This is a genomic window from Streptomyces sp. NPDC056503 (assembly GCF_042794995.1).
In the GTDB taxonomy this organism is placed as follows: Bacteria; Actinomycetota; Actinomycetes; order Streptomycetales; family Streptomycetaceae; genus Streptomyces.
Window position 1 is genome coordinate 39,881 of sequence record NZ_JBHTST010000045.1, and the last position, 13,683, is coordinate 53,563.

Annotated in this window: 10 protein-coding genes and 1 tRNA gene; 5 read left to right on the forward strand and 6 right to left on the reverse strand. The window is 74.3% G+C overall.

Annotated elements, in window-relative coordinates; all coding sequences use genetic code 11:
* Positions 1-166: 166 nt before the first annotated feature.
* Together ACFQ8C_RS16285 and ACFQ8C_RS16290 are read left to right on the forward strand one after the other, a co-directional pair.
* Complete coding sequence (locus ACFQ8C_RS16285; RefSeq protein ID WP_383457321.1) at positions 167-2,374, forward strand: elongation factor G-like protein EF-G2; 2,208 nt, start codon at positions 167-169, stop codon at positions 2,372-2,374.
* 175 nt (positions 2,375-2,549) lie between these two features.
* Entirely contained in the window at positions 2,550-4,208 is a 1,659-nt protein-coding gene (locus tag ACFQ8C_RS16290; RefSeq protein ID WP_383457324.1) for a hypothetical protein, read from the forward strand.
* A 65-nt stretch (positions 4,209-4,273) separates the two neighbouring features.
* On the opposite strand, the gene ACFQ8C_RS16295 is transcribed toward ACFQ8C_RS16290, so the two are convergent.
* Complete coding sequence (locus ACFQ8C_RS16295) at positions 4,274-4,837, reverse strand: HIT family protein (RefSeq protein ID WP_383457327.1); 564 nt, start codon at positions 4,835-4,837, stop codon at positions 4,274-4,276.
* A 65-nt stretch (positions 4,838-4,902) separates the two neighbouring features.
* On the opposite strand from ACFQ8C_RS16295, the gene ACFQ8C_RS16300 reads away from it, so the two are divergent.
* Positions 4,903-5,622 (forward strand): potassium channel family protein, encoded by a 720-nt coding sequence (locus tag ACFQ8C_RS16300; RefSeq protein ID WP_383457330.1) that lies wholly within the window; start codon positions 4,903-4,905, stop codon positions 5,620-5,622.
* A 14-nt stretch (positions 5,623-5,636) separates the two neighbouring features.
* Here ACFQ8C_RS16300 and thrS read toward each other — a convergent pair whose 3' ends face one another.
* The 3 genes from thrS to ACFQ8C_RS16315 all read right to left on the reverse strand — a co-directional run bounded on the left by thrS (position 5,637) and on the right by ACFQ8C_RS16315 (position 9,595).
* Complete coding sequence (thrS, locus tag ACFQ8C_RS16305) at positions 5,637-7,613, reverse strand: threonine--tRNA ligase (protein WP_383457332.1); 1,977 nt, start codon at positions 7,611-7,613, stop codon at positions 5,637-5,639.
* A 111-nt stretch (positions 7,614-7,724) separates the two neighbouring features.
* A complete protein-coding gene (locus ACFQ8C_RS16310) occupies positions 7,725-9,029 on the reverse strand; it encodes a hypothetical protein (protein ID WP_383457335.1) in 1,305 nt (434 codons plus the stop codon).
* Positions 9,029-9,595, reverse strand: a complete 567-nt coding sequence (locus ACFQ8C_RS16315; protein WP_383457338.1) for a DUF4365 domain-containing protein — start codon at positions 9,593-9,595, stop codon at positions 9,029-9,031. Before ACFQ8C_RS16315 ends, ACFQ8C_RS16310 begins: the two co-directional genes overlap by 1 nt.
* Before the next feature lie 121 nt (positions 9,596-9,716).
* Here ACFQ8C_RS16315 and ACFQ8C_RS16320 point away from each other — a divergent pair, with 121 nt between their 5' ends.
* A complete protein-coding gene (locus ACFQ8C_RS16320) occupies positions 9,717-10,445 on the forward strand; it encodes a 3'-5' exonuclease (protein WP_383457341.1) in 729 nt (242 codons plus the stop codon).
* 57 nt (positions 10,446-10,502) lie between these two features.
* Here ACFQ8C_RS16320 and ACFQ8C_RS16325 read toward each other — a convergent pair.
* Positions 10,503-10,574: transfer RNA gene (locus tag ACFQ8C_RS16325), tRNA-Val, on the reverse strand.
* 45 nt (positions 10,575-10,619) lie between these two features.
* The gene (locus ACFQ8C_RS16330) at positions 10,620-11,066 is read right to left on the reverse strand and encodes an SRPBCC family protein (RefSeq protein WP_383457343.1); all 447 of its coding nucleotides are present in this window, start codon (positions 11,064-11,066) and stop codon (positions 10,620-10,622) included.
* Between the two features lie 80 nt (positions 11,067-11,146).
* On the opposite strand from ACFQ8C_RS16330, the gene ACFQ8C_RS16335 reads away from it, so the two are divergent.
* The gene (locus ACFQ8C_RS16335) at positions 11,147-13,567 is read left to right on the forward strand and encodes an SCO7613 C-terminal domain-containing membrane protein (protein WP_383457345.1); all 2,421 of its coding nucleotides are present in this window, start codon (positions 11,147-11,149) and stop codon (positions 13,565-13,567) included.
* Positions 13,568-13,683 lie beyond the last annotated feature (116 nt).

The following is a 13,683-nucleotide window of genomic DNA, read 5'->3' on the forward strand; positions in this document are numbered from 1 at the left end:
GCCGCGTCACCGTACCCCTGGAGGCCCACCGGCGTACGACGTATGGACGCGTCACGGCGTCGGTGCAAAGCTCGAAGGAGCATCCCGCGGGCACCGCCGGAACGGCGCCGCGACGCCGCTCCCCCGCGCCCGCTCCCCTCACCGCCTCGCAGCCGGGAGGACCACCATGGGCGACAAGGCGCACACCCCCGCCGGAGCCGCCGGCAGGGCACCGACGGCCGACCGGCCCTCGGAGGTACGGAACGTGGTGCTGGTCGGCCACAGCGGCTCGGGCAAGACGACGCTGGTCGAGGCGCTGGCCCAGACCGCCGGGGCGCTCGGCCGGCCCGGCAGGGTCGAGGACGGGGCGACCGTCTCCGACTACGACGAGATCGAGCACCGGCAGCACCGCTCCGTCCAGCTCTCCCTCGTCCCGGTCGGCTGGGACGGCTTCAAGATCAATCTGCTCGACACCCCCGGATACGCCGACTTCGTCGGGGAGCTGAGGGCCGGTCTGCGCGCGGCGGACGCGGCCCTCTTCGTCGTCTCGGCCGCCCAGGAGGCCGACGCGGTCGCCGCCTCGACCCGGATGGTCTGGGAGGAGTGCGCGGCCGTCGGCATGCCCCGCGCCATCGTCGTCACCCACCTCGACACCGCCCGCACCGGCTTCGAGGAGCTCACCGGGGTCTGCGCCGGGCTCTTCGGCGCCGACGACCCCGACGCCGTGCTGCCCCTCTACCTGCCGGTGCACGGCCCCGAGGGCTCCGACGGCCACGCCCCCGCCACCGGACTGATCGGCCTCCTCTCGGAGCGGGTCTTCGACTACTCCACGGGGGCCCGGAGCGAACGGCCGCCCGAGGACGGCGACCGCGCGCCGATCGCCGCGGCGCGGGCCCGGCTCATCGAGGGGATCATCGCCGAGAGCGAGGACGAGACCCTCATGGACCGCTACCTGGGCGGCGAGGAGATCGACTTCGACACCCTCGTCGGCGACCTGGAGAAGGCGGTCGCCCGGGGCGGCTTCCACCCCGTGCTCGCCGCCGCCCCCGCCGCCGACGGCGGTGGGCAGGGCCTCGGCACCGTCGAGCTCCTGGAGCTCATCACCCGCGGCTTCCCCTCCCCCCTGGAACACGAGCCGCCCTCCGTCACCACCCCCTCCGGCGAACCCCGCCCGCCGCTCGCCTGCGACCCCGACGGGCCGCTGGTCGCCGAGGTGGTGAAGACCGCCGCCGACCCCTACCAGGGCCGGATCTCGCTGGTCCGGGTCTTCTCCGGCACGCTCCGCCCCGACGAGACCGTGCACGTCTCCGGGCACGGCCTGGCCGACCGCGGCCACGAGGACCACGACGTCGACGAACGGGTCGGCGCCGTCACCTCCCCCTTCGGCAAGCAGCAGCGCCCCATGGCGCACTGCGTCGCCGGCGACCTCGCCTGCGTGGCCCGGCTCGGCCGCGCCGAGACCGGCGACACCCTCTCCGCCAAGGACGACCCGCTCCTCATCACCCCCTGGACCATGCCCGAGCCGCTCCTCCCGCTCGCCGTGGAGGCCCACGGCAAGGCCGACGAGGACCGGCTCTCCCAGGGCCTCGCCAGACTCGTCGCCGAGGACCCCACCCTCCGCCTCGAACAGAACCAGGACACCGGCCAGGTCGTGCTGTGGTGCCTGGGCGAGGCCCACCAGGACGTCGTCCTGGAGCGGCTGCGCGGCCGCTACGGGGTGCGCGTCGACGCCGTCCCGTACCGGGTGCCGCTGCGCGAGACCTTCGGCGCCGCCGCCTCCGGCCGCGGACGGCACGTCAAACAGTCCGGCGGGCACGGCCAGTTCGCGATCTGCGAGATCGACGTCGAGCCGCTCCCGCCGGGCAGCGGCATCGAGTTCGTCGACAAGGTGGTGGGCGGCGCGGTGCCCCGTCCGTTCATCGGCTCCGTCGAGAAGGGCGTCCGGGCCCAGGCCGCGCGCGGCGTCGCCGCCGGGCATCCGCTGGTCGACGTCCGGGTCACCCTCAAGGACGGCAAGGCCCACTCGGTGGACTCCTCCGACGCCGCCTTCCAGACGGCCGGCGCGCTCGCCCTGCGCGAGGCGGCCGCCGAGGTCCCGGTCCACCTCCTGGAGCCCGTCGCGGAGGTGCGGGTGCTCGTCCCCGACGAGTACGTCGGCGCCGTGATGAGCGACCTGTCGGGACGGCGCGGCCGGGTCGTCGGCACCGACCAGGCGGAGCAGGGCCGCACGGTCGTCCGGGCCGAGGTCCCGGAGATCGAGATCGGGCGGTACGCGATCGACCTGCGGTCCGTCTCGCACGGCACGGGCCGCTTCGACCGCAGCTACGTCCGGCACGAACCGATGCCCCCTCAGGTCGCCGAACGCCTCCGCGAACAGTCCGGAAAGCGCTCATAGTTGACGCGACGACAGCGGTTTCCGCCCGCCCGGTCCGAACCGGGCGGGCGGGTTCCGGTCGGGGTTGTCCACAGCCCGTGACGCATAGCACGCCGCCCGGTTACGCTGTGGTGCCCAGCTCGGCGGCTGTGCCGGGCTCGGCAGTCGGGAACGGCCCGCACAGGTACTCGCGGTGATGGGGGCGGAAGTGGCGATCGACGGTTTCGGACCGGGGGCACAGATCCCGCTCCAGGGCGGCAGCGGCCTGACCGGGGCGACGAACGCGCTGGCCTCGGCCGCGTACCGGGACAGCCCCCTGGAGACCATCAAGGAAGCCGACAACGAGCACTACAAGACCGGGGTCAAGAAGGGCAAGTGGGAGAAGCTCTTCCGCCCCGACCTCGGCGAGGCCTTCTCCCGGGCCGTCCAGGTCCGCATGCTCGGCGGCGGCCGCAAGGCCCTCATCCAGTCCTTCGGCGCCGAGCCCCAGCCGATCGTCGAGCACTGCCTCGCCGCCACCCACATCCGCCGCCGCCGCGACACGAAGCTGACCGTCGTCACCTTCGTCTGCGGCTTCCTCTTCCTGCCCGGGCTGCTGCTCTGGCTCGCCGTGATCCACCTGCGCCGCGCCGCCGCCGGCAAGGAGAACAAGCGGACCAGCCTCATCGGCACCGTCCTGCTCTGGGCGGCGGGCATCGTCGCCGTCCTGATCCTCCTCAAGCTCCCCTTCGACGGAGTGCTCCCCAACTACCTGCGGGCGATGCTCGTCGCCCCGGTCGTCGGCTGGTACCTCGCGAGCCGGATCTGCGTCAGCGCCGCGGTGGACCTCCGCGAGCGGTGGACCGGCCTGCTCAGCGGCGGTGGCGTCGGCGCCCACGTCCCCAAGTCCGTCCCCACCGACCCGGGCGAGAAGTCCGCGGAGGAGCTCCGGCTCAACCTGGAGAAGCTCTCCGCCGAGCAGCAGTCCAACGTGGTCTTCTACGCCGGCCCCAAGGGCGTCCTCGGCCTCGGCACCCGCTGGGGCAGCTGGACGCTCGCCGAGGAGCTGGTCCCGGTGGCCGGCCGCGAGATGCACGACTTCCGCGCCTGGGACCTGGTCCGCAAGATCCACGACCAGCTCAGCCTGCTGGAGCGCGGCTCCCTCAAGACCGGCTTCCCCAAGCCGACCGTCAAGCACTGGATCGTCTCCCCGGTCGGCGAGGGCGCCGACGAGGTCAGCCGCCCCGAGGGCGACAACATCGTCCACTACCAGGTCAAGCCGCACGAGATACAGCGGATCTGCAACGAGCAGCAGTTCGGCGCCGGCAACCGCCACTACCTGGGCGTCCAGTTCACGCTCTGGGACGGCAACGTGGTCCTGACCATGATGGTCACCGTCACCTCGCTCCACCACACCCTGCGCATCGAGGTCACCGGCCACGCCCTCGGCCCCGTCCACGGCCTCTTCACCACCAAGCCCAAGGCGAAGACCAAGGAGGTCTCCAAGACCGTCCGCTTCTGGGAGACCAAGGAGATCCCGCAGCCGCTGCTCGGCACCGACGACATCGTCCGGATCGCCGTCCGCGCCCCGCTCACCTGGTACCCGCCGGTCCTGGACTTCCTCGGTGGCAAGATGACGCTGCCCGAGCCCTTCGGCCTGCGGCACGTGTGGGCCGGACCGCTCTGGAAGAACCGCTTCATGGCCGACGACGCCATCCGCATGGCCACGCCCGTGCTCCGCGCCGTCCACACCGCGACGATCCGCTTCCTCGACGAGCACAACGTCGACACCGAGCGCTTCACCAACCGCTCCCTCGTGCTCGGCGGCGGCGTGCAGGAGCCCGGCCCGAAGAAGGCCGACGTCTACGACGCCTGACGTCCCCGCGGAACGACGCGTACGGCCCCGGGGCGCGCGCCCCGGGGCCGTACGGAGAAGACGGCTCAGACGGTGGCCGGCCAGGCGTCGGCCAGCATCTTCCGGGTGTCGGCCAGCAGCTGCGGCAGCACCTTGGTGTGGCCGACGACCGGCATGAAGTTGGTGTCCCCGCCCCAGCGCGGCACCACGTGCTGGTGCAGGTGCGCGGCGATCCCGGCGCCCGCCACGGCGCCCTGGTTCATGCCGATGTTGAAGCCGTGCGCGCCGGACGCCGCCCGCAGAGCGATCATCGCCCGCTTGGTGAAGTCGGCCAGCTCGGCCGTCTCCGCGGCGTCCAGGTCCGTGTAGTCGGCGACGTGCCGGTACGGGACGACCATCAGGTGCCCGCCGTTGTACGGGTACAGGTTGAGGACCGCGTACACGCTCGCGCCCCGGGCGATCACCAGCCCGTCCTCGTCCGACTTCGACGGGATCGAACAGAACGGGCAGCCGTCGTCGGCGCCCGGCCCGGTCGGCTTGTTCTCCCCCTGGATGTACGCCATCCGGTGGGGCGTCCACAGACGCTGGAACGCGTCCGGCGCCCCCACCCCGATCTGCTGCTCCGGCTCAGTCGTCATGCTGTGCAGCATATTGCGTCGCCCGTTCGGAACGTGTCGGCGGGGCGAGGGAAGCGGCCCCGGGAGATCCTGATCCGATGAGCGAAAGGCCCCCGAAACCGCCCCGCCAGGAACGCTGGGACCGCCGCATGGAGCTGCCGCTCGCCGTGGCCTCGCTCGCCTACCTCGCGGGGTACGCGGTCCGGGTCCTCGCCCGCGACCACCTGCCGCAGCTCGGGGTGGACCTGTGCGTCGTCGTGATCCTCGGCGCCTGGGCCGTCTTCATCACCGACTACGCGGTACGGCTCCGGCTCAGCGGCCTGCGCCCGCTGCGCTTCGTCCGCACCCACCTCCTCGACACGGTCGTGCTGCTCCTGCCGCTGCTGCGCCCGGTCCGGATGGTGACCCTGTACGACCGGGTCCAGCGCCGCCGGGACAAGCCGCGGCTCAGCCTCTACGCCCGGGTCATGGTCTACTCCGGCCTCTCCGTCTCCCTGCTCGGCTTCGCCGCCGCGCTCACCGTCTACCACCACGAGGCCGACGCCCCCGGCGCCACGATCCTCACCTTCGGCGACTCGGTCTGGTGGGCCTGCGCCACCCTGGCGACGGTCGGCTACGGCGACGTGACCCCGGTGACCCCGATCGGCCGGACGGTGGCGGTCGGCCTGATGGCCTGCGGGCTCGCCCTGCTCGGCGCGGTGACGGGTTCGTTCTCGTCCTGGCTGATCCAGGCCTTCACCCGGGAGGACGAGAAGCCGGGGAACGGAGAGCCCCCGGAACGGGAGAGGCCCCCGGGGGACTCCCCGGGGGCCTCCTGAGCGCGGGCCGGCCGTCAGACCTGGACGCGCTCCGCGACGATCTTGGCGATCTTGGCGATCGCCTCGTCGGCGGGGATGCCGTTCTCCTGCGAACCGTCGCGGTAGCGGAAGGAGACGGCGCCGGCGGCCATGTCCTCGTCACCCGCGATGATCATGAACGGAACCTTCTGCTTCTGCGCGTTGCGGATCTTCTTCTGCATCCGGTCCGAGGAGGAGTCGACCTCCACGCGCAGGCCCTGCTTCTTCGCCTTGGCGGCGAACTCCTGGAGGTAGTCGACGTGCGCGTCGCCGATCGGGATGCCGGTCGCCTGGACCGGGGCCAGCCACGGCGGCATGGCGCCCGCGTAGTGCTCCAGGAGCACCGCGAAGAAGCGCTCGATCGAGCCGAAGAGCGCACGGTGGATCATGACCGGGCGCTGCTTGGTGCCGTCCGGGGCGGTGTACTCCAGGTCGAAGCGCTCCGGGAGGTTGAAGTCGAGCTGGACGGTCGACATCTGCCAGGTGCGGCCGATGGCGTCCCGCGCCTGCACCGAGATCTTCGGGCCGTAGAAGGCGGCGCCGCCCGGGTCGGGGGTGAGCGGCAGGCCCTGCTTCTCGGCGACCTGCTGGAGGACGGCGGTGGCCTCCTCCCACACCTCGTCGGAGCCGACGAACTTCTCCGGGTCCTTGGTCGACAGCTCCAGGTAGAAGTCGGTCAGACCGTAGTCGCGGAGCAGGTTGAGGACGAAGGTGAGGGTCTTGTCCAGCTCCTCCGCCATCTGCTCGCGGGTGCAGTAGATGTGCGCGTCGTCCTGGGTGAAGCCCCGGGCCCGGGTCAGGCCGTGCACCACGCCCGACTTCTCGTACCGGTACACGGTGCCGAACTCGAACAGGCGCAGCGGCAGCTCACGGTAGGAGCGCCCGCGCGCGTCGAAGATCAGGTTGTGCATCGGGCAGTTCATGGGCTTGAGGTAGTAGTCCACGCCCTCGTCGAGCTGCATGGGCGGGTACATGCCCTCGGCGTACCAGTCGAGGTGACCGGACTTCTCGAAGAGCTTGCCCTTGGTGGCGTGCGGCGAGTAGACGAACTCGTAGCCCTCCTCCTCGTGCCGCTTGCGCGAGTAGTCCTCCATGACCCGGCGGATGATGCCGCCCTTGGGGTGGAAGACGGCGAGGCCGGAGCCGATCTCGTCCGGGATGGAGAAGAGGTCGAGCTCGTTGCCCAGCTTGCGGTGGTCGCGCTTCTCGGCCTCGGCGAGGAAGTCGAGGTGGGCCTTCAGCTCGTCCTTCGACGGCCAGGCGGTGCCGTAGATGCGCTGGAGCATCGGGTTCTTCTCGCTGCCGCGCCAGTAGGCGGCCGCGTTGCGCATCAGCTTGAACGCCGGGATGTTCCGGGTCGTCGGCAGGTGGGGACCGCGGCAGAGGTCCTTCCAGCACAGCTCGCCGGTCTTGGCGTCCAGGTTGTCGTAGATGGTCAGCTCGCCGCCGCCCACCTCGACGTTCGCCCCGTCGTCGGTGGACGCGGAGCCCTTGATGCCGATGAGCTCCAGCTTGTACGGCTCGTCGGCGAGCTCCTCGCGGGCGGCCTCGTCGGTCACCACGCGGCGGGCGAACCTCTGCCCCCGCTTCTGGATCTCCTGCATCTTCTTCTCGACGGCCTTGAGGTCCTCGGGCGTGAACGGCTTCTCGACGTCGAAGTCGTAGTAGAAGCCGTCACGGACCGGCGGGCCGATGCCCAGCTTGGCCTCGGGGAAGAGCTCCTGCACGGCCTGCGCCATGACGTGCGCGGTCGAGTGGCGCAGGATGTTCAGGCCGTCCTCGGAGGAGATCTCGACACCCTCGACGACGTCGCCGTCGGCGAGCTCGTACGAGAGGTCCTTCAGCTCGCCCGCGACACGGGCGGCGATGACGGTGCGGTCGTCGGCGAACAGGGCGCCGGCCGTGGTGCCCGCGCTCACCGTCCTCTCCTCTGATCCTGAGGCGGTCGGGACGGTCACACGGACTTCGGACACGGGTACTCCATGCATCGGGGCGCAGGCAGACACGAGGTGCCGGCGCCGGCGGCGCGCGGCAGAGACGAGGTGCCACGTCCCCTCGATCTTACGGGCCCCGCCGCGGCCCGCTCACCGCCGCTCCTCCGGGCCGCACTCCTCGTCGAGGAAGGCCGCGTCCTCGGCGGTCCCCTGGAGCGACTTCATCAGCCGGTCCCGCTCCGCCTCGTCCACCTGCACCGGGACCACGCCCGAGGGGCCGGTGAGGCGGCGGAAGCCGCCGCGGCTCTCCAGCCGGCCGACCACCCGGATCGGGAGGCCGACGAGGTGGGCGTGGCCGGCCGTGCGGTACGCCTCCTCGTCGAGGGCGACCCGGACGTGCCCGACCTCCGCGCCGGCGAGCACCCGGAGTCTGACCGTGCCCCCGCCGCGCGGCCCGGAGCGGCGCAGCCGGACGACGGCGCCGGTGATCCGCACCGGGACGGAGGGCTCGTCGGTGAGGTAGCGGGCGCTCGCCTCGCGCAGCGCGGGCAGGTCGCCGGGCGAGAACTCGACGGGCTCGGGGCGGGCTGCGCAGCCCTCGGGGACACCGGCGGCCGGGGCCCATTCGAGGGCGATGCGGGCGCCTTCCGTACCCCGGACGAGGGCGACGAGCGCCTCGGTGAGCTCGCGGCTGACGCCGGCCCCGACGGCGGAGTCGAAGGCCTCCATGCCGCCGGTGGCACGCCGGTAGTCGACGGCCTCGCGGGCGGCGTGCAGGGCGTGGTAGAGCCGGACGGCGACGGGGCGGCCGGGCGGGACGGGCAGGAAGGCGGTGAGGACCCGGCCGCCCGGGTCGGTGCCGACGACGACGGGTTCGAGGGCGGCCCGGGCGGCGGCGCGGCGCCGGGAGCCGTGGTACCCGGCGCGGCCGCGCACAGCGAGGGCGCCGGCGAGGAGGATCCCCCGGGCGGCGGAGCGGAAGCGCTCCTGCACGGGCCAGGGCACGGTGCCGGCCGGACCCGTGGGCACCTCGCGCCACCAGCGGATCTCGTCGCTGGGGACGGCGAGGCCGGTGAGGACCTCGCGGGCGGAGGGCGCGCCGCTGCGGGCGAGGGCGGTGAGGGCCTCGCCGATCAGGTCCTCGCAGTCGGGGAAGGCGAGGCTGTCGGGGACGAGGAGGCTGGTGCCGCCGCTCCCCTGGCCCGCGCCGGGCGGGGTCCAGCGGCCGTAGCGGCCGGCGGCCCCGCCGCGGCGGCGCCAGCCGTGGCGGGCGAGGAGGGCGCCGAGGACGCGCGGGTCGACCCGGCCGGGGTCGGGCACGCCGTCCCCGGAGGCGGTCCAGGGGCCGGTGGTGTCGGCGGGGGGGACGGGGTGGGGCCGGTACGGCGGCGGGACGGGTCCGGGCGCGCCCCCGTCCCCCGTCCCGTGCCCGGAGTCGTCGATCGGTCGGTGCATCAAGGTCTCCCTCCCCGGCCGACCCGCGTCATGATCTCGCAGAGCGCCCGGTCGTCGAAGATCCGCGCCGTGGGAACGCGCACGGTGGTCCGGCGGCGTCCGGTGACCGGGTGACCGGCCAGGTTCGTCCAGTAGCAGCAGTGCCGCAGGTCGAGCCGGTCGTGGCTCGCTCTCAGCCAGTCCTCCGGGTCTCGCGGGACGATCATCACGACCAGGATCTTGTGCACGGCCACGGGGGTCCGGGCGAGCTTCACCAGGTGGTCGTTGTCGAGGGTGAAGGGGAAGGTGTCCCCCGGCGGGTGCGGTGGCAGTTGGTAGGTGCACTTCAGCTGCACCTTGATGGTGACCTCGTCGTCGACGGTGTGTCCGGGCGAGCCGTGGCTGACGTGCCAGTCGACGCCGTTGTCCGGGAAGGGCTGCCCGAGCGAGCAGCCCGCCGCGGCGGCGACGGCGTGCAGGTATCCCACCTGGAGGGTCTCCATGCAGGCGGTGGTGGCGAGTGAGCCGCGTGCCGGGGCCGCCCGCTGGGGCGGCAGCCCTCCCGACTCCGGCTGGGCGAGCGCCATGTGAACGTCCTTCCCCGTCATCACTGTTGTCACCGGTCCGCGTACGGCGCAAACAGGACGGGTATCACCGGATCGGGGCAGGGGGTTGGCCATCTGCCGCGCGGCTGCGAGGAGTTCGGGTATGACGACGAACTGGTACGAAGGGCCCCTGGCCGCTTTCGACACGGAGACCACCGGAGTGGACGTCGAGCAGGACCGGATCGTGTCCGCCGCGCTCGTCGTCCAGGACGCGGCCGGGGCACGGCCCCGGGTCACCCGCTGGCTGGTCAACCCCGGGATCCCGGTGCCGGAAGGGGCCACGGCGGTACACGGACTGACCGACGATCACCTCCAGCGCAACGGGCGGTGGCCGTCGCCCGTGATGGAGGAGCTGGGGCGCGCCCTGGCGGAGCAGAACGCGGCCGGCCGGCCGCTGGTGGTGATGAACGCGCCGTTCGACCTCACCATCCTGGACCGGGAGTTGAGGCGCCATCGGGCCTCGACACTGGGCCGGTACCTGGAGCACACCGCGCTGTGCGTGCTGGATCCGCGGGTCATGGACAAGCACCTGGACCGGTACCGCAAGGGCCGCCGGACGCTGACGGACCTGTGCGCGCACTACGAGGTGGAGCTGGAGGGGGCGCACGACGCGGCGGCGGACGCCACGGCCGCGCTCCAGGTGGTGCGGGCGGTGGGGCGGCGCTTCGCCTCCCGTCTGGAGCGGCTGTCGCCGGCGGAGCTGCACACCCTGCAGGCGGTGTGGCACGCGGCGCAGGCGCGGGGGCTCCAGGCCTGGTTCACCCGGCAGGGGACGCCCGAGCTGGTGGATCCCTCGTGGCCGCTCCGTCCGGAGCTGCGGAAGGCCGCGTGAACGCCGCCGGAAACGGCTGAGGCCGGTCCGTCGTGATGACGGACCGGCCTCTCCCGGTGGGCGATACTGGGATCGAACCAGTGACCCCTTCGGTGTGAACGAAGTGCTCTCCCGCTGAGCTAATCGCCCGGGAACGGGTTGAACCATACAGGGCTTCCGGGCCGGGCTCCAAATTCATTCGGCGCGCAGGCGCGCGGCCAGACCACGGCGTCCGCCGCGCATCATCAGGGCGTGGTTGGCGCGGAAGAACGGGCGGCCGGGGACGGCGAGGAGGCGCAGCAGCCGGGCGCGGACCTCGACCTCCTGCTCGTACAGGGCGCGGGTGCCGGCGCCGTCGGCGGTGACGGTCCAGCGGGCCCAGCCCTCCAGGTCGCCGTCGAGCCGGACCTCCAGGACGCGGCCGTCCGGGTCGTGGCGGAGGGTGCGGGCGGTGACCTCGATGTCGTACGGGAGCAGGGAGCGGAAGCGGGCGGTGCCGCTGGTGTCGTCGCGGGGGACGACGGCGCGGACCTGGGGCCACCAGAGGGGGTAGTCCTCGGCGCGAGCGAGGGCGGTGTAGACCCGGTCGGGCGGGGCGGCGAGCCGCCAGACGCTGCGGAAGCGGTACCGGCACCAGTCCATGGGTCCAGTGTGGGTACTCGGGCCGCATCTGAGTAGCAGCGCGCATTCCCCGTGCGGCGGCGCGGCACGACACTCCGGACATGGACATGAACCTGCCCCCGGTCGAGGAGCTGCGGCGCGTCGACGCCGAGCTGACCCGGCTCGACGCCCGCCGTGCCGAGTTGCTGGCCCGGCGGGCGTGGCTGCTCGGCGTGCTGTACTCCCCCGTCGGCCGGCCGGCGGCCCCGCCGTTCCCGGGCGCGCCCGGGGTGGCGGAGACCTCGCCGCGCGGCGCGCAGAACGTGCTGCTGACGCTGGGCGGGACGCTGCTGGCGGTCGCCGCGCTCGCCTTCACGCTGGTGAGCTGGGGCTCGATGGGCATCGCGGGGCGTTCGGCGGTGCTGCTGGCGGTGACCTCGGCGGCGTTGGCGGCGCCCGCGGTGCTGCTGCGCCGGGGGCTGGCGTCGACGGCGGAGGCGGTGGGCGCGCTGGGTCTGGCGCTGACGGTCCTGGACGCGTACGCCCTGCACCGGGTGGCGCTGCCGGAGGCGGACGGGCTCGGGTACGCGGCGGGCGCCGCCGCGGTCCTCGCGGGCCTGTGGGCCGGGTACGGCGGGCTGCTGCGGGGGCTGCGGCTGCCGCTCCCCGCGGCGGTGGCCGCGGCGCAGCTGCCGCTGCCGCTGGGGGTGCTGGCGGCCGGCGGGGGTCCGGCGGCCGTGGCCTGGGCGATGGCGCTGACGGCGGCGGCGGACGTGGCGCTGCTCGCCCGTCCGGTGGGGGCGGCGGTACGGATGACGGCCGGGGTGGCGGCGGGCGTCCTGGCGGTCTGGGCACTGCCGGCCGGCGGCTGGCTCTCGCTGACGAGCCCGTGGACCGGCGGCCCGCTGCTGCTCGGCTGGGCCGCGGTGTGCCTGTACGCGGCCCGGGCGGTCCGTCCCGCCGCCCGGGTGCTCGCGGTGGCGGCCGGGCTGGCGGTGGTGGCGGCCGCGGCGGGCCCGGTGCGGGCCGCGCTGCCGGCGGAGTGGGCGGTGCCGGCGTACGTGGTCTGCGGTCTGGCCCTGGCCTCGCTGTGGCGCCCGGTGCGGGCGGCACGGATCCCGGCGGAGGTACGCGTCGGGTTCGGGCTCGCCGGGGGCGGGGTCGCGGCGCTCGGCGTGGTGTGGGCGCTCCCGCCGGTGCCGGCGGGCCTGCTCGGCCCCGCGGACCGGAGCGCGGGCGTCTGGTCCGGGGCGCACGCGGAGCTGGTGCTCGCGGACTATCCGGCGACGGCCCTCCTGGTGCTGCTGCTCGGCGCGGGGGCGGCCGCGGCGCTCCGGGGGCCGTGGGGCCGGTGGGGCGCGGTGGTGCTGGGGTGGGCGGTGCTGACGGCGCTGCCGGTCGCCCTGGAGCTGTCGTACGCGGCGGGCCTCGCCGTCCGGCTGATGGTGACGGGCGCGGCGCTGGGTCTGGCGGTGCGGCCGGGGGTGCTCGCGCGCGGGCTGCCGGAGCCTGGTCCCGCGCCGGAGCGGCCGGAGGGCGGCCGGGGCGCGTCCTGGACGGCCGGGGCGCCCGCCGTCCCGGTGGCGGCGGACGTGCTGCTCTCCCGGACCGGGCTGGTGGCCGGGCTCGCCTCGGCGGGTTCGGCGCTGCTCCTCGCGCTGGACGTGCGGGCGGCGACCTTCGTGGTGCTGGGCGTGCTGCTGGGCCTGTTCGTGGCGGCGGCCCTGTCCGGCGCCGGGGCGGTCCGCGGGGCGGCGGCCGGCGGAGCGGTGCTCGCGGCGGCGGGTCTGGTGGGTGCCGGAGCCGCGGCGGCGGGGTGCGCCGCGGCCACGACGGGGCTCCTGCTGCTGGTCGTCCCGGCGGGCACGGCGGCCCTGGCGGCCCGGGTCCGGTCGGTCACGGCGGAGCTGACGGGGGTGGCGGTGGGCGCCCTGGCGGTGGCGCTCACGGCGCCGCGTCCGGCGCTGCTCGCCCTGGCGCTGGCGCTGGGCGGGGTGATCGCGGCGGCGACGGCGCTGCGGGCGGAGCGGCGGCGGGCGGCCTCGTGGACGGCGGGAGCGCTGTTCCTCGCCTCGGCCTGGCTGCGGCTCGCGGTGTGGGGCGTGACGGTGCCGGAGGCGTACACGCTGCCGGTGACGGTGCCCGCGCTGGTGGTGGGCTTCCTTCGGCGGCGCCGGGACCCGGCGGCCTCGTCGTGGGTCGCGTACGGCCCGGGGCTCGCGGCGACGCTGGTGCCGAGCCTGGTGGCGGTCTGGTCGGACCCGTACGGGACGCGCCCGCTGCTCCTGGGGACGGGGGCGCTGGCGGTGACGCTGCTCGGGGCGCGGTTCCGGCTCCAGGCGCCGCTGGTGCTGGGCGGCACGGCGCTCGCCCTGGTGGCGCTGCACGAGCTGGCGCCGTACGTGGTGCAGCTGGTCGGCGCGCTGCCGCGCTGGCTGCCGCCGGCGGCGGCGGGGCTCCTGCTGCTCGCGGTGGGGGCCACGTACGAGCGGCGGCTGCGGGAGGCCCGGATCCTGCGCGAGCGGCTGGCGCGGATGCGGTGATCCCGGCCGGGACGCGCCGAGGGCCCGGAGACGGTGTCGTCTCCGGGCCCTCGGACCGGGTGGTGGGCGATACTGGGATCGAACCAGTGACCCCTTCGGTGTGAACGAAGTGCTCT